The following is a 19,349-nucleotide window of genomic DNA, read 5'->3' on the forward strand; positions in this document are numbered from 1 at the left end:
CAGGTTTGAGGACCCGGATGTGGCGGCTGACCTGGCCCGGATCGAGGCCAGCGTGGACTGGCCGGTCGTTCCGCTGAACTTCGTCGAGGCCAACGGCGGGTTCCTCACGAACCTGGATACCACGGAGAACAGCATCGAGTGCGCCGAGGGGATGTACATCATCGGGGCGCGGGTGCAGAACATGTGGACGAAGGCGTCGCTGGATACCAGGCTGTCCCCTTCTAGTACCGCCGTGTCAACGGTGAAGCCGGACTACAACACCCGTATCAGCGTCGAGCTTCTGGTGGAGATGAAGTCCGGTGCGGACTGGGTGGAGGTGGGCCGGTCCAACTCGCCGTATACCCGGTCTGCTCCCCATATTTCGGCTGGCCGGACCGCAGCCTACAATCCTGCGTACGTTACTGGCAATGCCCTTACTCCCCAGGTACCGAACCCGGGCAGTCTGGACGGATCGTCCGATCCGGCTTACGACGGCACTCTTTCCCCGGTAGCGGAGACGCTCTATTCGGTGATCGCCATACCATCCGGGGGTGCGGAAATCCGCTTCCGGCTGGAGCGGGGGAATGTGTTCGCTGGCCAGCAGGTTGGCGGAACAAGTTATGGATATGGCGTCTTGTCGGGCAGGCCGGGCTTTGACGGGAACACCAAGGGCCTGGTGCCCTGGGGCTTCTACGCAGACGTGCCCGCCCTCTCGTTCTTCCCGTTGGGCCGACCCACGCAGAGTGCGCCTATCGTGATCCATCCGCACATCGGCAGCTTCGAGATCATCAGCGGTAACGTCAACCCGGTAGCGGGTTCCATCGCCGGTAATACCTTCGGATACTCCTACACGATCAGCCAGGGCGGCCATGTCGGTGCTGCCCGGATCATCGGGTTCGAGGGCGCTACCAAGCCGCAGGGCTCGGCTACCGTCCTGGCCACGTTGACCGACTTCAACCTCGGCGCTGGCACCGTTGACATCCCATCGAACATCACGCTGGCGGCGGACGAGTTCTACACGCTGCGCCTCCAGGTGTTCGATGCCGGGATCACCCCGACGGCGGACACGCAGCCCGTGGGCTACCACGACATCCGCATCACCGCCCATGCCGCTGCCACTGCGAACTACCACTGGGGCCGGATCATCGTGGACTCGGGCGATGCGGACGCGGCGGCCACCGCCGCCCGGGTCGTGTTCGCCGACGACGACATCACCACTGGCAACGCAATAGCCGCCTCCTACACCGCTGCACCGCCCAGCATGGGCACGGACCTGTACCAGTTCTACCTGGCCGTCAAGGACGGGTCCCCCGAGCCTGTGGGGTGGAACAGCGCTGGCCTGGCGGCGGACTCTGCGTTCCAGGCGGCCGTCACCCGCACGATCTCCAGTGTGGACTGGAAGTTCTTCATCACCACAGCCGACTTGGCTCGCGCTTCTGCGGACGGGTCTATCACCTATTCTCCGAGGACGAGCTGATGACTGACACGACGACGACCGAGACGAATACCGAGGAACCGCAGATCACGGAGCACATGCTGAAGGCGGAGTCCCATACCAGTGGGACGCACTACGTCATGCCTGGCGCCGTCAGCTTCACACGTGAGGTCCCTGGGGCGTACAACGACGAGAATCAGGAAGTGGTGCGGTTCAAGCAGGTAGTCGTCGAGCTAGAGCGAGACGCATACGGGGGCGGCGCCGCCCGTGCTATCCACCTCCACAATCAGCATGACATGGATGGGGTCATGGGTGGGCTCAGGGCTCTTCGGCCGGACATGGCCTGGCTGAAGGTTCATAGGGAGCAGAATGATGTCACGTACCAGGGGTATCTGAACCTCGCGGACGTGACGGAAATCACCAGGACGGTTCGCGGGGGTGTCACCTACACGCATGTTCATGCAGTGTCAGGACATGGGGTATACTCATCAGAGGAGAGCCAGATCGAGATACTGGCCCAGATAAACAAGGCCATGTCTGGGGCGGCCCAGGAATCCATCTGCTGCTGCGACCCGCCGGAGGAGGAAGAGACGAAGGATGCCTAACTTCCCGGACACCAGGGGCACCGCCCAGAAGGCCGGTGCGAAGTACAAGGGCTCCACGGATCGTGTGCCCCTGACCTACGGACAGGACATCAGGACCGCGCTGTCCGCAGCCGACAGCGACAACGATCTCGATAGCATCCTGACCGAGATGTTCCAGGACAACATCGACGCCTTCGACACACTGCCCAACGCGAGCCGGTATCCGCTCGGGAAGCAGGTCTACGTCGATGATGGGCAGTACTACCGGGTGACGGAGTTCTCAACGACCGACGGTGAGTTCGTCGCGCACGTCGGCGAGTACCAGACCGGTTACTCGCATGGTGCGCCCGGCATCGTCGCTCCGAACTACGGGGCGGCGGTCCACAACCCGACCGGTCGCTTCTGGTTCATCATGTCGGTGGACGAGGGCAGCAAGAGGCGGATCGACCTGGGGCTGGACGGAACCCTTCTGAACACGATTCTGGGCCGGGATGCGAGGAGTGGTGACCAGGTCACCATCACCATCACGTCCGTCTCGGACTCGTCGATCACCGAGGATGTGGTCTTCACCTGGAACGAAAACTACAGGTTCACGAACGACGCTGGCAGCACCACTGGCAAGGTCGATGTCTATGTGTCGCCTGGGGTTACCGAGACTGTCCTCGACAAACTTCCGTCGGACGGCAAGTTCACGGTCAACGTCTACAGCGGCGCGACCACCGGGACCGCGCTCTTCACGGACACGTCCGGCGAGAAGGTCTGGACCCCGATCAACGGCGAGAAGTACGCCGACATGGCCAGAAGGACGGCCGCGCTGGAGGACAGGGCATCGCTCTTCCGGCTCGACGAGCTGCCGGACCCGTCGCTGTACCACCGGAGCAGGGTCATCCTGGTGAACGACGTGTGGTATCGCCTGGCCCGCACCAGCGTGACCGAGGCCAACCTGTTCGAGGGCACCGTCGGCAACGAGCACGAACGCCTCGGCACCGCACTCTGGCGGGGCACGAGCGGCGCATACGGGCAGAACGGTGTCCCGCACACCGGCGAGTTCACGGCGAACCCGGACCATGCGGTCGCCATGGTCATCGCCAGCGAGGCCGACCGTATCCGCATGTCGATCAAGCAGAGCGCGTTCGAGGAGGCGAAGGGGAGCCAGTTCGCCACGACCGACAAGGTGGCGTTTGAGCTGACGCTCGCCAGCGGTGCCACCGACACCGGGGTGCTCAACTACTACTCCGCATATGAGCGCGACACCGGGGACCACATCCTCTGGCAGACACGCGGCGATAGTCAGTTCAGCCTGTACTCGGCGGCCTCGAACGAGGCGTGGACGCTCAAGTTCTTCACGGTGGATGGAGACGGCAACGCTACGACGACGCCGTTCATGACCCACGAATCGGACCTCGGCCATTGGGTGGAGTGGAACCCCATCGCCGACACCACGCATGATTCCACCGGGACCGATACGGGGGGAAACACGGACCCGGGGCTTTCCGCCGGAACGAGCATCGACGCGCTGATGGACGGCCCGTCCCTTGCCCTGACGATCAACAAGCAGTACCTCTGGCTGGGCAGGCGAGAACAGAGCAGCGCCGCCCCGCTCGACGAGATCCCGCTGTTCCTGACGCCTGACGACAAGTTCGGCGACCTGACATTCCAGTGGGCGACCAAGCTCTTCAGCGCATCGGGATACGGTTCCAACCGAGGCGGCATCTCGGCGACGAGGATTCAGTTCTCGGGAGACTCCGCGCCGAAGGAGTATTTGCTCTTCGCGGCAAGGGACGTGGACTCGGACGAGAAGCTGGCTTGCGGTCTGGTACACATCACCGTTCACGACGACCGCACCATCTCGTCAACCGAGACATGGCACGGGTCCATCGGCAGCCGGACGCACACGCTCCTCGACCTCCCGGACGCGGCTGAGGACGACGTGATCCGGGACATCGCGGTCTGGCAGCAGGACGATGACGACTACTCCCACGACCAGCTTCGGGTTTGGGCCTTGAACGAGACCCAGAACCGCATCCATTCGTGTGTGGGCCTGTCGGATAACGGCACGGACAACATCGTGGACGCCGATTCCGAGCATCCCTACCTCGACCTCCCCGAGACCACCGGGCACTACGGGGGTATCGCGATACAGGCATTTGGCCGGGACACGATTCTGCACGTCTGGGATAGCTCCCTCCAGAAGACCCTCGCCTACGACGTGACCGGGGGCCAGTTCTATCGCTATCCGTTCTACGATGTCGATATGCGGTTCGTGGAGATCCCCGAGGGGGCTCGCCCTGGCGGACTCGTCTTCAATGGCGACGGCGACCGGATCTACGCGAACATCTGGGACCGCTTCACGACCAATACGAACCAGGTGAAGCGTGGTGCCGCGAGCATGATCTACGAGCGGTATCTGACCGACGAGGAGTTCGGGAGGATTCACACGCACAACGAGATCGGCAGCGCTCACAACGGCGGCGGGGTCGAGCGCACAGTGGACGTGGTCGGGAAGCCTGAGATTGATAAGATCGTCGAACTCAGGATCATCGCCAGGTTGGAGCGCGACGGGACCAATCCCCGTCCGTCCACCCACAGCGGGACTCCCTCCGATGCCCTCAACCCCATCTTCCCGGCTATCTTTCGGAAGCAGATCCGGGAACACAGCCTGTTCCTCCCATGGAACGCCAACTCGGCCCAGCGCGATACCGACGTCGCGAACGCAATCGCGGCCCATCGTTCTATCAGGTTCGGGGCTGGACCCAACACCAACAGCGCGCCGCGAGTACAGATGGGGTCCGGCGGGACGGACTCTTCCAACTGGAGCATCCGGGGCGACCTGGTATTCTGGGTAGATGATGATTCCCGCCTGATCCGGATTGGTCTGGCGAACATCCACACCAACAACACGAACTGGCACTTCAACTGGATCTACCTTGAAGACCTTGAGGTGGTCGTCCAGGACTACGAAGTGACCGGAATCGGCAAAGGAACGAAGTGATTCACAGGGAGAGGCAAAGGGCCTCTTCGATCCCCAAGGAGGAGAAACACCATGAGCGTCACCATGAAGAAGCAAGACAACTACGTCGCCATCGTCGCCCTGCTGGTCTTCATCACGGCTGCGGTCGTGATGCTGGCCGCCTGCGCCGAGCTGCCTACCGAGGCCCCGGTGGCCGAGGAGGCGTTCCCCATCGCGTCCGCGAGTGCGCGGGAGGGAAGCCCTACCCTCACGGAGGGCGGGAAGGCCGAGACCACCTGGAGCGCATGTCCGTCGCAAGCGATGGATGGCGTGGCCTGTTCGGTGGGACCGGACGGGTACGCGACCCTCTATTCCACCGACGATAACCTCGTCGAGGGCGACCGCGTATTCACGCGAAATGCGATACCTCTCAAGAGCGGCGGACGCGTAAATTCCACCATCACCGTGGAAGATGACGACATCGCCTACCTCTCGATCCGCTCGCGTGTCACTGGCAGCTCGTGGACGCAGAGGAGCGATTACAGCTCGGCGAAGCTGTGGGCGCGTCTGGTCTGTGAGGACTGGCACTTGCTAACGAGCAACCCGAACCTCATTCCCAGTCTGTGCTCCACGGATTACGAGTACATCTGGAAGTATCTCGGTACGCAGTCGGGACGATACCCCTGCACGAGTGCGGCTAGTATCATCGCATATGCAGAAAGCACCCGGCGGTCGGCAGCTTTCATGAAGATGATACGCGCATTGAAGCCGCAGTACCAGCGCGGTTGCTACACCTACGGGCAGACCAGGGAGTGGTTCGCGAGCCTGTCGAAGCCGGTGCAGATGACTGCACCTACGGGCGCATCGGTGGCTGCGTGGGTGAAGCCTGACTATTGGACCATGCAGCTCGCACGTAGCAACCGCTTTCGGATGCCCATGACGAACTACTTGGCGGAGGCTGGAGATTGGAAGCTGTCCGATCTCGTGCAGTCCAACGGCCAGGGAGCAGTCTGGACTGGCGCACTCTCTTGTGCGAAGATCGCCGACAGTTCGGGGACCCTGACATCGGGGCTGAACGGCGGCAGGGGCCAGAACGGCTACGTCAACACGAATCAGATCGTGCTTGACATCCCCGACGGTGCGGACATGTGCAGCCCATGAGCAATACATACTTCGCCAAGCACCCGTTAGAGGTACGGGGTGAGACCCTGTACCTGCCGGTCACGCACATCCAGTACCCCGAGGGGTACGACGAGCTCCTGGCCCGTGTCTGGATCGCGGACGACAGCACCGTGTCCATGCGCGCCCTGGAGGCCAAGGGCGCTTCGCACGTCGAGACGGTGCCCGACGCGGAAAGCCTTACCTTCACCGTCCCGTCGAGCTACGACCTGGAGCGGAAGGACGTACTCCAGATCAGCACCTACTTCCGGAAGAGCAACTCGGCAGAGTCGTCCATGGCTCACGGGGCGGTCTTCTTCGCCGCAGTCCCCGACAACCCGGTGAAGTCCAGGCCGAAGAAGCCCAAGCCTCCCAAGAGGCCAGTCATTCGAGAGAGAAGGAGTGCCCCTGTGATCGGACCGAACTTCATGAGGGACGTGGCTGAGGCCACCAACCTGGACCGTCTGCGCGAGCTCTACGCCTCGCTCTGGCAGTCCATGGAGAGGCAGGAGCTTATCCTGTCGCCCGAGTTCGCAGCCCTGTCGGACAAGTGGTCCGAGCTCCCCGGTGGCTGGAAGGCCCGGCCGCCCTGGGACGACGACCAGGGAGTCGTGGACGAGACAGGCGACCAGCCCGAGTTCAAGTACCTCGACGCCCGCACCGGGCTGGCCGACGACCTCACGATGGCTGAGATCAACATGGCCGAGGGGGCGCGGATGAAGCGCCATGAGGAGGCCCTGGGCCTCTTCCTGGCCTCTCAGCCCAGTACCAAGCATCTGCCCAGCGATGTGCGGGAGGAGATGTTCAACTGCCCGTTCACCTTCGGTGAGAGCTCCCCGTTCAACTACGGCGAGCCCGCCGATGGCGCGAAGTTCGGGAGCGACTGGGTGAACGTGCGGTTCATGCTGAACCAGTACGACGCGCCCGAGGTGGGTGCCCCGACCAAGCTGATGAACCTCCAGCCCTACGCCTGCTTCCCGGACATGGACGCCACGGGTATGCCCATCGTGGGTGTCTGGTTCCGTGGGGAGACCGAGCCGCACTGGGATCGGAGCTACAACCCGCCCCGCATCACGCACACCTCTGCGTCCGAGGAGTGGCCGAAGGACCGCTGGCAGGAGATCGTCAAGCGGGAGTACCAGGTCCGGCCCATCGGGGCGAAGACCTGGCGCACTGCCGCCCGCGTCCCGTGGTACAGCAGGCTCATCTCCTGCTGCAAGACGGGCGACCCTGACTACGAGTGGGAGCGGGGCCATCACTTCTACCTGCCCGTGTCGGACGAGGGTGCCGAGATCCGGTATCGCTACCACGACTACGCCACCTCGCCCTGGGGCCAGGAGCGGGTGAACTCGGAGTGGTCCAAGCCGCAGCGCATCACGAAGCTGAACACGAGCTCCGACGATCAGGGTCCGCCCTGGATGCCCTACGGGCAGGGCTGCGACCCTGGTGCCCCGGATCGTGTGATGCGGGCCGCAGACGCGATTGAGTACGTCGAGCAGTGCGTGGAGTACGGCATCCCCCTGGGCTCCTACCCCTACATCTGGCAGCAGGCGGGTGTGTGGTATGAGATCACCGGCCCGGGCGGCGAGCATTACGCGCTGGGCTCCGAGGACGACGACTGGGGGCCGCACCGTGGTGCCCAGTACATGCCGGACTTCAAACCCTACTCGAACCGCCACCGCTTCTCCGACGAGTACGATCCCCCGATCACTGCCTATGAGCGGGCTCGGGGTGATGTGTTCAACGAGAAGCAGCTTGAGGCCCAGAGACGCCTGGAGGCGGAGACGGGGTTCGTCGTCGAGGACGCGCCGGAGATTCAGACCTCGGGGCCGAACTCCTTATCCACCGACCAAGCCCGAGCCCGAGCCGGTAACCTATGGACTGAGCCTGAGCCCGAGCCCGAGCCAGAGGCAGAGAGCCCAAAGGGCCAAGTGATGGCTGCCCTCGTCAGCGCCGGTGCTCTTGTGCCCGAGCCGGAGCCAGAGCCCGAGCCGGAGCCAGAGCCGGAGCCGGAGCCAGAGCCAGAGCCGGAGCCAGAGCCAGAGCCGGAGCCCGAGCCGGAGCCCGAGCCGGAGCCCGAGCCGGAGCCGGAGCCCGCCACCTTTTTCAAGGTGGAGCACGTCACTGTGTCCACGCCTGAGCCTGAGCCGGAGCCCGAGCCCGAGCCCGAGCCCGAGCCAGAGGATGAACCCGCCGGTCCGGCGACCAAGACGGAGATGACTGACGCTCCTACCGTTGCGGTGGAAATGGGGATTTCCGAGCCGGTCGGCGGGGATCCCTCGGACCCTGCGGATCAGATCCAGCAGATCACTGGACTCAACCAGAGAATCAAAGATGCACTCATCAGCCTGCTCAGAGCCCTGGGCGGGTCCTAGACCCTAGCCGGAGGAAACCGGATGACGGACACACAAGCACAGCAAGCCGAAACCCCCACACCCACCTACGCAGAGCGCCTGCGTGAAGCCTTCGACGGCTTCACCAACTCTGTCCGCGCTCGCGGTCAGGCACAGGCAGCGGTAGCGGACGACGAGGCCGAGGTAGCGGCCCGGACGGCCAGCCTCGAAGCGGCCCAGTCGGCGCTCTCCCAGGCCATGGCTACCGTGCAGCCGACCATCGACGCATCGCTCGCAGCCCGTGACGCTCTCGTGGGGGTGCTCAACGAGTACGCCTAACCTCGGAGGTGCCCCATGGACGAGCAGACTTTCCAGGTAGTCATGGCTGGAGCGGCAGCGGGAATCGCCCTCCTGGGATGGTTCATGAAGCAGAAGGTCGAGTCGATGGAAGGCACCCTCAAGGAGCACGGTCTGGAAATCAAGCAGCTCCACAAGGATCACACCGAGGCTCGGGTGAGCCACGCTGAGATCCGTGTGGAGCTGCTTGGTATCCGGGAAGACCTCTCCGAGATCAAGGGCTCGGTGAAGGCCTGGTCCGCCTTGCGGGAATCGAACCTCTGCGATAAGTTGGTCCAACTCGATAAGGAGGGGAGAATCTAATGTTCAGATGGGTGAAGAGGTCCGAACTGAAGAAGGCGCAGCACGAGAACAAGGTGCTTCGCAACATGGTCACGGCCCTGAAAGATGCCTTGGACGAGGTGGGCAAGGCGGCCGACGAGGCCATCGTGGTCACCATGGAGATCAAGGAAGGGTCCCGGGGCAAGTGGTGGGCCAACGGCTACATCCCCCAGGCGAAGCGCAGGCGCGTGTTCGGCGGGGCCCCGTTCAACAGTCGGGAGGAGCTGGTGAACACCATCCAGAGCCTCCAGGGATGCAAGTTCAAGATCGTGGAGAAAGACTAGATGGGACTCAAGGAGAAGATGTTCGGCAACCAGCCATTTACCTGGTGGGGTCACGGATTTGTAACTCTCGCAGGTGGTTACCTGCTGACCTTGCTCCCTTGGTTCAGCCTGAGCTTCGGCCAGAGCTGCATCCCCTTCCTCGTGTTCTACACCCTTCGCGAGATCGGCGATCTGATGTCCGCCGCCCGCAAGGGCAAGGCGCTGGAGCGCGATGACCGGGGGATCAACAAGGTCGTGGACCTGCACGGCGACATCATCGGCCCGGTGCTCGTCACTGTGACCGCCCTCCTCGCTGAGTTCCTGGCGTGAGTGACGGCAATGGACAGGTCCCAGTGTGGCGTAGAATCATGCTCGCGGTCGTCACGGCCACCATCATCGTCACTGCCGCAAGGCATATGGCAGTCACGACCTTCCCCCTCACAGGCGAAGGTAGGATTGGGGCTCTCACGGGATCTGTTGCTGTCGTCTTCGGCGCACTCCTTGTGCTCTTCCTACTACTTGCCGTGGGGACCTACGACTACAAGCGCCTCTCGCATCTCGTTGAGGCCGGAAAACAGATAGGGGACAGGGGCGACAATGAGTAACATCACACCGCACTTCACCTGGAACGAGGTGAAGCTGGATCCCAACGGAATCTCCGTGGAGGTCATGGAGAACGCCGAGCGGATGGCCCAGTGGCTGGAACACGTGCGTGTCTGGTGCGGGTTCCCCCTGAAGATCAACTCGTGGTATCGGAGCCCGAGCCACCCGTTGGAGCGGGTCAAGGACGAGCCCGGTGTCCATGCCACGGGCCTGGCGGTTGACATCCAATGCACTGACGGTGGCCGAAGGCTCAAGATCGTCAAGGCGGCGATCCATAACCACGTCCGCGGCATCGGCGTGGGGCCGAACTTCATCCACCTGGACCTGGGCGAGCCCACCAAGCGTCGCCCCCGTCCCTGGATGTGGACCTACTGATGGACAGGTCGCTGAAGCGCGGCCTCATCGTCATCGGGCTGTTCGTCGTGTTCCTGGCCCTGGGGTTCTTCCTCGGCTACCGGGTGCGGGATAACCAGGGCAAGGTCGTGCTGGCCGAGGCGGAGGACCGCATCGGGGTTCTGGAGATGGAGCGCCTGTCGCTCCTGGCCCGGTCGGATTCCCTCGACCTGGCCCTGTCCCGGCTGGCCGCACTCAGCGAGGAGTCGCGGGAGCGGGTCCGCACGATCCGGGTCCCCGTCATGAGGGACACCGCCTTCTTCGCGCCCATCGACACGATCACGGACCCTGTGGTCCTGGCCATCGTGGACACGCTGCGCATCGACAACGCCCAGCTCCGTGCTGCGGTAGTGGCCCGGGACGAGCACATCGCGAACCTGGAGGTCGAGCTCGGCCTGTTGCAGGGCAAGGTGGACTCGCAGGAGCGTGAGCTCTACCTGACCATGCAGATCAACGAGCAGCTCCGGACCCAGATCGCCCAGCTCAGGAACCCGCCCTGGTACAAGCGCCAGCGGACTGGGGTCGTGGGCACGGCTGCTGCCCTCATCGGGCTGGACGCCTGGCTGGCATCGAGAAAGAAGTGAGGATGGCTCACTTCAAGGTAGTCCTGCCGGGGTTCCCGCCCACGACCAACAACCTGTACCGGAGCGGCAAGCGCGGTCTCAGGTACATGAGCACCGAGTACCGGAAGTGGAAAGCCGGGATGGTCCCCTACATCCAGGAGTCGGTCGAGACGTCCCTGCCCGACAAGACCCCGTTCTGTCTGGAGATCGCCCTGTACGGCATTGACCGCAGGAGCGACATCAGCAACAGGGTCAAGGCCATGGAGGATGCCATGGTCGAGTCCGGCGTGGTGCCCGACGACCGTTGGTGTGATCGCTGTGTCGTCGCTAGGTTGAAGGGAGACGGTCGCAAGGAGACCGTGGTATACGCTTACACCCTGGAGGATGACGATGGCAGCTAAGACATTCGGTACCGGAGGGGCCAATATCGACTCCCTGGTGGAGATGGGTGCCCTGTCCTGGGCGGATCTCAAGGACACCCTGGAGGCATGGGACAAGGAGTGGATCCAGGGGGCGAACGCCTTCCTGAAGCTGGACTCCACGCCCACGGCGGCGGAGGCCAAGAAGGCTCGGACGAAGCTGTTCCTGTTCCTGTACGGGATCTGGCTGACCCAGAACCAGGGTGGCAACGACCGCAGCCAGGAGCTGCTGATCCACCCGCAGTCCAGGCGCTTCGTCTACGAGTTCGACATCATGCTCAAGCGCGAGCCCCAGGTGCCGCTGAACCCAGCCCAGTCTTCGTAGGGATGTGGCTCAGAAGGTAAGCCCGGAGGTTGCGCTACAGGTCTTCCACAAGTGGCGGGACTCTCTCTTCTCGCGCCATCGCTGGGGGGCCAAGGGGCCCGAGCGGTTCTTCGAGCATGTGCTCGGGGTAGAGCCCCATGACTGGCAGCGTGAGTTCCTCAGGGCCTACGGCCGCGGCGACCGGAAGATCACCGTCGTCGCCTGCCACGGCCCGGGCAAGACCTTCACCGTAGCGGGCCTTGTCTGGTATCAGCTCCTGGAGTGGATGCCTCAGAAGGTCGTCATCACCGCCCCCTCCCGGGGCCAGTTGGAGGGCGCCCTTTGGGGTGAGGTGATGAAGTTCAGCCGCAACGTTCCGGATGAGATCCGCCAGTTCTACAACATCAAGAAGGGCCGCATCGAGCTGTTCGCCCGGCCGGAGGACTCCTGGGTGGAGGCCCGGACGGCCCGGGCGGAGAACCCGGAGGCCCTGCAGGGTATCCACTGCGAAGGCGGCAGGGTGCTGCTCATCGCGGATGAGGCGTCCGGGGTCAGCGACAAGATCTTCGAGTCCGCCCAGGGTTCCATGTCCGGCCAGGAATGCACGACCATCCTGATCGGCAACGGCACCCGGGCCTCCGGCTACTTCTTCGAGTCCCACAAGGGTGAGGCGGCCAAGAGCTGGACGAAGTTCTCGGTGGGCTACAAGGACAGCCCCCTGGTCACGGACGACTTCGAGGAAGAGGTCGCGCTCCAGTATGGACGGGACAGCAACCAGTACCGCATCAGGGTGCTGGGCAAGTTCCCGACGTCCGGCTCCTCTGTCATCATCCCCCGTGGCTGGGTGGACGATGCAGTGACCCGGCATGTGGACCCGGGCGCCGAGCCCATCCCGTCGGTCTGGGGCTTGGACGTCGCCGGTGGCGGTGTCCACGCAGAGGGCTCCAACGCCCTGGTCAAGAGGACCGAGCTGGGCGTGGACCCCCACATCATGTACTGGCCGGGCGACGATCCCATGCAGGTGGTGGCCAGGGTCCAGCGGGAGTTCATGCGGACACCGTCTAACGAGCGGCCCAAGTGCATCATGGTGGACATGATCGGGATCGGCGGCGGGGTCTACTCCCGGCTCCGGGAGCTGGGCCTGCCAGTGCGCGGCGTGAACGTCTCGGAGACCAGGGGCATCGACTCCAGCCGCTACCAGAACCTGAAGATCGAGCTGTGGTGGAGGGCCCGTGAATGGCTGGGCAGGCGCTCGGCCACCATGCCCGAGTGCGACGGCTCCTGTGCGGAACAGAAGCGCGACCGCTGCGTCCACATGCAACTGCGTTCAGAGCTGTCCGCCGTCCAGTATGAGGTCAGCCCCACCGGACGGATGAAGTGCGAGGAGAAGAAGAAGGTCATCGAGCGCACGGGGCTGAAGCTCGACCTGGCCGACGCCATGGTCTTGACCTTTGCGGAGGACATCGGCATCATGCACGGTACGGGACCGGGCACCGGCTGGCCGAAGGATCGGGCCACCATCAACATGGGGAGCGTGTAGTGGAAGACCTCCAGGGCGTCGTCACGGGCATGATCCAGAGCTCTGTGCGCCACTACCGGAGCTACTACGAGGGCTCCGACCGCCTGCTCACCGATCTGTTCCGTGGTGAGCGCAGGGACTACGGTGCCCTGGGCGATCTGCGGGCGAAGGAGGGTCGCTCCGGATCCATGAGCACTGACATTCGGGACGCTGTCCTGCATGTCCTGCCCCGCATCCTGGAGACCCTGCTGGCTTCCATGAAGGTCGTGCGCTTCGTACCCTCCGGGCCCCAGGACATCCTGGCTGCCGACGCGCATACGGAGACGGTGCGGCATGTCATCGCCGAGGACAACGACGGGTTCCTGGAGATGTTCCAGGCGGTGGTAGATGCCCTGGTCCTGGACATGGGCTGGGTCCGCTACTGGTGGGATGAGGGTGGCACACCGGACTGGACGACCTACCGGGGGCTGAACGAGGAACAGCTCACCGCACTGGTATCCATGCCCGGGATCACCGGCTACGACATCATCGGGCAGAGTGAGGACGAGACGTCCGGCGAGCCGGTCTTCGATTGCTCCGTGCAGAAGTCCATGCCCGGTCAGGTCAGGATCGAGGCCGTACCCAACGACGAGATGGTCTACGACTCCCGGGCCCGGGCCATGGGCGACGCAGACTGCATCGCCCACGTCCGCGCCCTGTCGGCCGACCGGGTGGTGGCCATGGGCTACGACCCCGAGGTGGTGGAGTCCTACAAGGGCAAGGTGGGGTCGCTGGACGACTGGGGCGGCCTCGGCACCCTCAGGGACTACGGCTCCCGGGACATGCCAGTCCACGAGGACGACTCCCGGATGGTGGTCGAGTTCGCAGATGCCTGGGTCCGGGTGGACCTGGACGGCGACGGGGTGGCCGAGCTACGGCACTTCCACTGCATCGGCCCGCAGTACGACATCCTGAACGGACACGGCGAGCCTGTCTCCCGGGTGCCGGTCTGTCAGTTCCTCCCGATCAAGGAGGTCCACACCATGCGGGGGCTGGGCTACGGCACCCTGCTGGCGGACGTCCAGATCCAGAAGAGCCTCCTGGAGCGTGGGCTGATGAACGCCCAGGCCAGGAGCCTCGACCCCCGCATGATCGTGAACGAGGATGCAGTCCGCTACGAGGACCTGTCCGAGACGGGCCTGCACGAGCCGATCAGGGTCATGGGTCGCTTCACGGTGGACGAGGCGATCAGGGAGATGAAGTTCGACTACCACGGTGACGCGGTGCTCCAGGGCATCGCCTACCTGAACGACAAGCGGGCGGACCGCTCCGGCATGGCCCGGGCGGCGGAGGGCAAGGATGCGGCGGCCCTCCAGTCCACGACCCAGCAGGCGGTCAGCGAGACCTTCGCCCGTGCCGACAGCATGACGATCCTGGTCATCAGGATGCTCGCGGAGACCGGGCTGCGCCCGCTCTACAAGGGCATCTCCGAGATGCTCATGAAGCACCAGGGCTACGTTCGCCGCATCATGCTGGACGATGGCAGGTTCATGGACGTGGACCCGAGGTCCTGGATCAAGACCCGGGAGTGCAGGGTCAACGTGCGGGGATGGGACACGGTGCGGGAGATCGAGTTCCTGTCCGTCATCCTCCAGATTCAGAATCAGCTCATGGAGAGGAACAGTCCCCTCGTAACGGAGATGCACATTGGCAATACTGTCAGATCACTGTTCAGAGCTACCGGCCGCACCAACGTATCCGATTACCTTGTCCCATTTGGACCGGAGGAGCAGGCCAAGTACTCACAGGCCGTCCAGCAGATGCTGGAGCAACAGCCTCCGCCAGTGGAGCAGCAGGTCATCGACGTAGAGAAGTCGAAGATGCTGCTGGAGGACGACCGGGAGCGGGAGAAGGTCGCCGTGGATGCTGCGCTCAAGGAGCTGGAGCTGGAACAGAAGTTCCAGACCGAGATCACCAGGGAGCAGATCAAGGCGAACATCGAGGTGTTCAAGGCCAAGCAGCAGGTGAAGGCCGCAAAGGAGATGCCCAGTGCCCCAGCCAGCAAGTAGCTACGAGCTAGCGAAGCTCCTGGTCAGGCTCCATGAGGAGGAGCACTTCCTCAACGAGACCAAGCACAGGGCGAAGATGCTCCTGGAGTTCAAGCCCGTGTGGCTGCTCCTGGATGCGAAGCTCACGGACGACCTGGCCCAGGCCAAGAACTCGGATGAGATCCTCGTGGCCCAGCGGATGATCCTGACTGTGGAAAAGGTCAGGTCCGCGCTCTACAAGTTGACGAAGCCGATCAAGTAGTCTACCTTCTTCCAAACCTCCAAGGAGCCGCACATGGAACCCGACGCCGTACAACCGCAAGCCCAGGAAGAGCCCAACGCCCTTGCGTCGCTCGCGGACCGCTTCCTCACCCCTGGTGACATGGAAGACCCCCAGGCTGAGCCCCAGGCTGAGCCTCAGGCCGAGGAGCCGGTGGTTGAGGAGGAGGGCGTCCAGGCCGAGGCTCCGGAGGAGGGCAAGGAAGAGGCGCCGGAGACCGACCCCCTTGACGCGATGTACAAAGTCGCTCTGGGTGAGGACGAGGTCGAGGTCCCTCTGCGGGAGCTGGTGGACAACTACCAGTACCGTGGCCACCTCCTGGCGCAGACTAGGCAGGTCGAGGCGCAGTACGGTGAGCAGATGCAGGAGCTCCAGAAGACCCAGTCAGGGTACATGGACCGGCTGCAGTCGGTGGACCGCATCCTTCAGGCGATCAACCCGAGCGAGCCCGACCTGGAGAACCTGGAGCCCGAGAAGATCCCGGAAGCCATCAAGCGCTACAAGAGCCAGAAGGCTCTGGCCGACGGCATCCAGCAGGAGATCACTCGGGAGCAGGAGGCTCAGCAGCAGTACGAGCAGCAGGCGATGGGCGCCAAGATGCAGCGGGAGGAGCAGTCTCTCCTCGCCGCCGTGCCTGAGTGGCGGGACCCCGAGGTCCGGACTCAGGAGATTCAGCAGTTGCAGCAGTTCGTGACCAACGAGATTGGTTACACTCCCGAGGAGATCCAGGCGGCCGGGTACGATCACCGGAACGTCCTTCTCTTCCGGATGGCGATGTTGGGAGCCCAGGCCCAAAGGGTCCGGGGCGACCTCCGCGCCTCTCCCCCGAAGGCGGCCCCCCAGGCGGGGAAGCCGGTACCAGCGTCAGCGAAGGTGAAGGACAAGGATCTTGATTCCCAGCTCAGGAAGCGGGCAGGATCCCCCACCGCGACGACACAGGACCGGGTAGCCTTGCTCAAGCACAGGCACCCCATCTTCTTCGGAGAGGCATAGGAGGCCACCATGGCACTGACCACCAAGCGCGCAGCCGCTGCGCTACCGTCCCAAGCAATCGTAGGTCTCCGGGAAGATCTCTCGGACCAGATCTACAACGTGGATCCCACGGGCTTCCACTTCCTGGAGAACGCACCTCGCGGCCCCGCGCCCAACGCGCTCGTTTACGAGTGGCAGTTGGACGAGGACGAGACGGTGAAGACGGCCAGCACTCCCAACACTTCGGGCAGCGACAACCACTACGACTCGGCGGTTGTTGAGGGCCACATCCCGAACTTCCGGATCGAGCCCCAGCCGCTTCGCATCGCGAACACGGTCCAGATCCAGGAAGAGTCGCTGAAGGAGACCGAGACCGTTCGCGTTGTGAACAAGGCTGGTCGGCGTGACGAGTTCGGTCGGCGGATGGAGAAGAAGATCCGCAACCTCAAGCGGCGGATGGAGTACTCGCTCTGGCGGCGTGGCTATCCCGTTCTGCCTGGCTCTAACTGGACGACCCGGAATCCCACCGCTGTGCCCAGCGATACGGGTGGGCCCAACGATGAGATCTCCGGCACTGAGACCATCCGTAAGTTCGCCGGGATCAAGGCGTTCCTCCGCAGTAACGTGGACACGTCGCTGACCAGTGGGCACACCATGCCCAAGCTCACGACCGGACTCCCTGTCGATCCTCCGGATGCTGTGAGCGGAGACAAGGAGACCCTGATCACCGCTAACGGGGCAACCCGTCCGTTCCACGAGAAGATGCTCAACGATCTCCTGGACAAGACCTTCGAGAACATCGACGAGAACATGACGTTCCAGGCCTACATGAACGTCTTCAACCGTCGCAAGTGGTCTCGCATGGCGGGCATCGTGGACGTCCAGAAGAACCTGGGCTCCGAGATGAAGAGCGTGATGATCGGCTCCGCCGACGTCTACATGGACGAGATGTACACCGTCATCGGGAACGTCAGTCGCCACATCGACCCAGAGGACATGGCGTTCATGCGCTGGGAGCACCTGGACATCTGCTACATGCGGCCCATGGGTGGCCGTGAGCTCCCGTCCATCGGTGACTACCGCGCCTGGTTCATCAATGTCGAGTGGGGATTCCGGGTCTATAACGAGAAGAACCTGGCCTGGATCGGGAAGCTGACCACCAGCTAATGGCTGGCCGCGACGGCTACATCCTCTCCCATGATCCAGAGGCGAGGATAACGACGCGGGCCTACGACATGGAGGGTGTGGCCAAGGTCAACACCCTCCTGGGCGACCAGAATGTCGGGGGCTACCCCCAGCACGGGGGTGAGGTCGTGGCCCAGGTCACGACCCAGGACTGCGGTCCCATCATGGACATGGCCAAGATGCTCAGGGACCATGGCTCCTGGAGGCGTCCGGGCTCGGGGCCGAAGGGGATGCACCACGTCGCCTTCATCCCGCAGTTCATGATCCCGCACCTGAACCGCATGGGCATCCTCAACGACCAGAAGAGACTGCGCGAGTTTCTGGACTCTCCGGAGATGGCGTACCTTCGCACCGACCCCCGGCCACTGAGTCCGAGGGGGATGAAGAGGAAGTATGGCGGACGCTGAGCTGCCCCGGGTAATGCTGGGAGTGACGGCCTCTCCGGTGGTAAGGGCGGAGTTCGCCCACCGCCTGGCCGCCAACATCAGCAACCTGGAGGGCACCGTGTCCGTCACCACCGTCTTCGCGGTGGACAGGGACATCAACGCCGCCCGGCACCAGCTCATGGACATGGCGGCGGAGGAGGACTTCCTCCAGATCGTCATGCTGGACGATTCGGTGGACCCCCATCCCTTCGCGCTGGGCCGGATCATGTCCGGCGAGCACCACGTCGTCGGGATGAACTACCTGGTCCCGGTCATGGGCGGAGTCTCCTGGTCCGCCCGGCAGGGCGTGAAGCCGGTGGCTACCCAGTCGAACTGGGAGATGACCGAGAAGGTGGACAGCTTCGGCCTCCTCTTCTTCCGCGTCTCCCTGGACAAGAAGTTCCGGGAGTGGTACGGGAAGTCCCGCCACATGTTCCACGCCCTGGACCAGAAGCCAGAGGACACCTTCGCCTCCATGGTGCGCGACAGTGGCCGGGAGCTTTACATTGATCATGGGCTGAGCAACGTCTGCGGCGTGGCCGCATACCAGTCCCTGTACCCCAAGCATGCGGAGGCATAGATGATCACCAACTACTCAGAGCTTCAGTCTCTGCTCCAGGACTGGCTGATCAAGACCGGCATGTCCGAGTCCGTGAAGGACTTCATCACGCTGGCGGAGGGCAAGCTGCGGACGGACCCCCGGGTCCGGACCACGAAGATGCTGTCCTCCTCGGCCGTCCAGGTGGCGGGCACTACGGACGACAGCACTGTGAGCCTGTCTACCATGGGTGTCGTCACGATGCCCGACGACTTCAAGTCGGTGGTCGGCTGGAGCATCCAGGACAAAGACTCCACGATCCTGATGCCCGGTACCCCCGCCTCCTTCCGTGCCGGGCTGAAGACCATCGGGACGCCGGAGGAGTTCATCATCGTCAGGGATCGTAACGCCTCGGGTGACGAGAGCGTGAAGGCCCTGGTCCGACCCGTACCGAACACGGCCGCGGTGATGACCTACCTGATCTACCGGGCGAACTTCATGCCGCTGTCAACGAGCAACGCATCGAACTGGCTGCTTAAGCTGAGCCCTGCGATCTACGTCTACTCGGCCCTGGAGCAGTCGGCGCCCTACCTGCGCGACGACCCCAGGCTCCCGACCTGGGTGGCGCTCAAGGAAGACGCACTCAACTCGCTGGCTGCCTTCGAGACTGGCTCCGAGGAGGTGATCGCGAACAACGTGATCAAGCTCCACCAGCAGCCGATGGTCAACCCGGTGAGGTAA

The 19,349-nt window shown here is 63.7% G+C and carries 22 protein-coding genes; all 22 read left to right on the forward strand.

The annotated features are described in order from the left end of the window. A partial coding sequence (locus ACOOGG_RS01070) for a hypothetical protein (protein ID WP_420431396.1) occupies positions 1-1,456 on the forward strand: 1,456 nt, incomplete at its 5' end. After that, positions 1,456-2,019: a hypothetical protein gene (locus tag ACOOGG_RS01075; protein ID WP_420431398.1), complete on the forward strand. Its 564-nt coding sequence runs from the start codon at positions 1,456-1,458 to the stop codon at positions 2,017-2,019. The genes ACOOGG_RS01070 and ACOOGG_RS01075, both read left to right, overlap by 1 nt. Then, positions 2,012-4,990 (forward strand): hypothetical protein, encoded by a 2,979-nt coding sequence (locus tag ACOOGG_RS01080; protein WP_420431400.1) that lies wholly within the window; start codon positions 2,012-2,014, stop codon positions 4,988-4,990. Before ACOOGG_RS01075 ends, ACOOGG_RS01080 begins: the two co-directional genes overlap by 8 nt. Before the next feature lie 51 nt (positions 4,991-5,041). Next, positions 5,042-6,109 carry a hypothetical protein gene (locus ACOOGG_RS01085; RefSeq protein WP_420431402.1) on the forward strand — a complete coding sequence of 356 codons (1,068 nt, stop codon included), beginning with the start codon at positions 5,042-5,044 and terminating at the stop codon, positions 6,107-6,109. Beyond that, positions 6,106-8,481 (forward strand): hypothetical protein, encoded by a 2,376-nt coding sequence (locus ACOOGG_RS01090; RefSeq protein WP_420431404.1) that lies wholly within the window; start codon positions 6,106-6,108, stop codon positions 8,479-8,481. Before ACOOGG_RS01085 ends, ACOOGG_RS01090 begins: the two co-directional genes overlap by 4 nt. Before the next feature lie 21 nt (positions 8,482-8,502). Beyond that, positions 8,503-8,778 (forward strand): hypothetical protein, encoded by a 276-nt coding sequence (locus ACOOGG_RS01095; RefSeq protein WP_420431406.1) that lies wholly within the window; start codon positions 8,503-8,505, stop codon positions 8,776-8,778. Between the two features lie 15 nt (positions 8,779-8,793). Further along, the gene (locus ACOOGG_RS01100) at positions 8,794-9,099 is read left to right on the forward strand and encodes a hypothetical protein (RefSeq protein ID WP_420431408.1); all 306 of its coding nucleotides are present in this window, start codon (positions 8,794-8,796) and stop codon (positions 9,097-9,099) included. Between the two features lie 11 nt (positions 9,100-9,110). After that, the gene (locus ACOOGG_RS01105; RefSeq protein ID WP_420431410.1) at positions 9,111-9,401 is read left to right on the forward strand and encodes a hypothetical protein; all 291 of its coding nucleotides are present in this window, start codon (positions 9,111-9,113) and stop codon (positions 9,399-9,401) included. Beyond that, a complete protein-coding gene (locus ACOOGG_RS01110; RefSeq protein WP_420431412.1) occupies positions 9,402-9,710 on the forward strand; it encodes a hypothetical protein in 309 nt (102 codons plus the stop codon). It begins immediately after the preceding gene. A 38-nt stretch (positions 9,711-9,748) separates the two neighbouring features. After that, complete coding sequence (locus tag ACOOGG_RS01115) at positions 9,749-9,985, forward strand: hypothetical protein (RefSeq protein ID WP_420431414.1); 237 nt, start codon at positions 9,749-9,751, stop codon at positions 9,983-9,985. Further along, a complete protein-coding gene (locus tag ACOOGG_RS01120) occupies positions 9,978-10,358 on the forward strand; it encodes a D-Ala-D-Ala carboxypeptidase family metallohydrolase (RefSeq protein ID WP_420431416.1) in 381 nt (126 codons plus the stop codon). The genes ACOOGG_RS01115 and ACOOGG_RS01120 overlap by 8 nt, the downstream gene beginning before the upstream one ends. Further along, positions 10,358-10,960, forward strand: a complete 603-nt coding sequence (locus ACOOGG_RS01125; protein ID WP_420431418.1) for a hypothetical protein — start codon at positions 10,358-10,360, stop codon at positions 10,958-10,960. The genes ACOOGG_RS01120 and ACOOGG_RS01125 overlap by 1 nt, the downstream gene beginning before the upstream one ends. 2 nt (positions 10,961-10,962) lie before the next feature. Then, positions 10,963-11,340: a RusA family crossover junction endodeoxyribonuclease gene (locus tag ACOOGG_RS01130; RefSeq protein ID WP_420431420.1), complete on the forward strand. Its 378-nt coding sequence runs from the start codon at positions 10,963-10,965 to the stop codon at positions 11,338-11,340. Next, positions 11,324-11,683 (forward strand): hypothetical protein, encoded by a 360-nt coding sequence (locus ACOOGG_RS01135; RefSeq protein WP_420431422.1) that lies wholly within the window; start codon positions 11,324-11,326, stop codon positions 11,681-11,683. Before ACOOGG_RS01130 ends, ACOOGG_RS01135 begins: the two co-directional genes overlap by 17 nt. A 4-nt stretch (positions 11,684-11,687) precedes the next feature. Beyond that, positions 11,688-13,202: a hypothetical protein gene (locus ACOOGG_RS01140; RefSeq protein ID WP_420431424.1), complete on the forward strand. Its 1,515-nt coding sequence runs from the start codon at positions 11,688-11,690 to the stop codon at positions 13,200-13,202. Next, positions 13,202-15,229: a portal protein gene (locus tag ACOOGG_RS01145; RefSeq protein ID WP_420431426.1), complete on the forward strand. Its 2,028-nt coding sequence runs from the start codon at positions 13,202-13,204 to the stop codon at positions 15,227-15,229. Before ACOOGG_RS01140 ends, ACOOGG_RS01145 begins: the two co-directional genes overlap by 1 nt. Next, positions 15,210-15,470: a hypothetical protein gene (locus ACOOGG_RS01150; protein ID WP_420431428.1), complete on the forward strand. Its 261-nt coding sequence runs from the start codon at positions 15,210-15,212 to the stop codon at positions 15,468-15,470. Before ACOOGG_RS01145 ends, ACOOGG_RS01150 begins: the two co-directional genes overlap by 20 nt. Positions 15,471-15,503: 33 nt before the next feature. Next, positions 15,504-16,481: a hypothetical protein gene (locus tag ACOOGG_RS01155; protein WP_420431430.1), complete on the forward strand. Its 978-nt coding sequence runs from the start codon at positions 15,504-15,506 to the stop codon at positions 16,479-16,481. Positions 16,482-16,490: 9 nt separating this feature from the next. Further along, positions 16,491-17,627, forward strand: a complete 1,137-nt coding sequence (locus tag ACOOGG_RS01160) for an SU10 major capsid protein (RefSeq protein WP_420431432.1) — start codon at positions 16,491-16,493, stop codon at positions 17,625-17,627. Next, on the forward strand, positions 17,627-18,052 hold the full coding sequence (locus ACOOGG_RS01165) for a hypothetical protein (protein WP_420431434.1): 426 nt from the start codon (positions 17,627-17,629) through the stop codon (positions 18,050-18,052). Before ACOOGG_RS01160 ends, ACOOGG_RS01165 begins: the two co-directional genes overlap by 1 nt. Continuing rightward, on the forward strand, positions 18,039-18,650 hold the full coding sequence (locus tag ACOOGG_RS01170; protein WP_420431436.1) for a hypothetical protein: 612 nt from the start codon (positions 18,039-18,041) through the stop codon (positions 18,648-18,650). Before ACOOGG_RS01165 ends, ACOOGG_RS01170 begins: the two co-directional genes overlap by 14 nt. Next, a complete protein-coding gene (locus ACOOGG_RS01175; protein ID WP_420431438.1) occupies positions 18,651-19,349 on the forward strand; it encodes a phage adaptor protein in 699 nt (232 codons plus the stop codon).

Origin of the sequence: Candidatus Poriferisocius sp. (genome assembly GCF_965214065.1) — a bacterium.
In the GTDB taxonomy this organism is placed as follows: Bacteria; Actinomycetota; Acidimicrobiia; order Acidimicrobiales; family Bin134; genus Poriferisocius.

Coding starts and splice junctions, on each gene's coding strand:
- ACOOGG_RS01075 (WP_420431398.1), top strand. CDS start 1,456: ATGACTGACACGACGACGACCGAGACGAATACCGAGGAACCGCAGATC.
- ACOOGG_RS01080 (WP_420431400.1), top strand. CDS start 2,012: ATGCCTAACTTCCCGGACACCAGGGGCACCGCCCAGAAGGCCGGTGCG.
- ACOOGG_RS01085 (WP_420431402.1), top strand. CDS start 5,042: ATGAGCGTCACCATGAAGAAGCAAGACAACTACGTCGCCATCGTCGCC.
- ACOOGG_RS01090 (WP_420431404.1), top strand. CDS start 6,106: ATGAGCAATACATACTTCGCCAAGCACCCGTTAGAGGTACGGGGTGAG.
- ACOOGG_RS01095 (WP_420431406.1), top strand. CDS start 8,503: ATGACGGACACACAAGCACAGCAAGCCGAAACCCCCACACCCACCTAC.
- ACOOGG_RS01100 (WP_420431408.1), top strand. CDS start 8,794: ATGGACGAGCAGACTTTCCAGGTAGTCATGGCTGGAGCGGCAGCGGGA.
- ACOOGG_RS01110 (WP_420431412.1), top strand. CDS start 9,402: ATGGGACTCAAGGAGAAGATGTTCGGCAACCAGCCATTTACCTGGTGG.
- ACOOGG_RS01115 (WP_420431414.1), top strand. CDS start 9,749: ATGCTCGCGGTCGTCACGGCCACCATCATCGTCACTGCCGCAAGGCAT.
- ACOOGG_RS01120 (WP_420431416.1), top strand. CDS start 9,978: ATGAGTAACATCACACCGCACTTCACCTGGAACGAGGTGAAGCTGGAT.
- ACOOGG_RS01125 (WP_420431418.1), top strand. CDS start 10,358: ATGGACAGGTCGCTGAAGCGCGGCCTCATCGTCATCGGGCTGTTCGTC.
- ACOOGG_RS01130 (WP_420431420.1), top strand. CDS start 10,963: ATGGCTCACTTCAAGGTAGTCCTGCCGGGGTTCCCGCCCACGACCAAC.
- ACOOGG_RS01135 (WP_420431422.1), top strand. CDS start 11,324: ATGACGATGGCAGCTAAGACATTCGGTACCGGAGGGGCCAATATCGAC.
- ACOOGG_RS01155 (WP_420431430.1), top strand. CDS start 15,504: ATGGAACCCGACGCCGTACAACCGCAAGCCCAGGAAGAGCCCAACGCC.
- ACOOGG_RS01160 (WP_420431432.1), top strand. CDS start 16,491: ATGGCACTGACCACCAAGCGCGCAGCCGCTGCGCTACCGTCCCAAGCA.
- ACOOGG_RS01165 (WP_420431434.1), top strand. CDS start 17,627: ATGGCTGGCCGCGACGGCTACATCCTCTCCCATGATCCAGAGGCGAGG.
- ACOOGG_RS01170 (WP_420431436.1), top strand. CDS start 18,039: ATGGCGGACGCTGAGCTGCCCCGGGTAATGCTGGGAGTGACGGCCTCT.
- ACOOGG_RS01175 (WP_420431438.1), top strand. CDS start 18,651: ATGATCACCAACTACTCAGAGCTTCAGTCTCTGCTCCAGGACTGGCTG.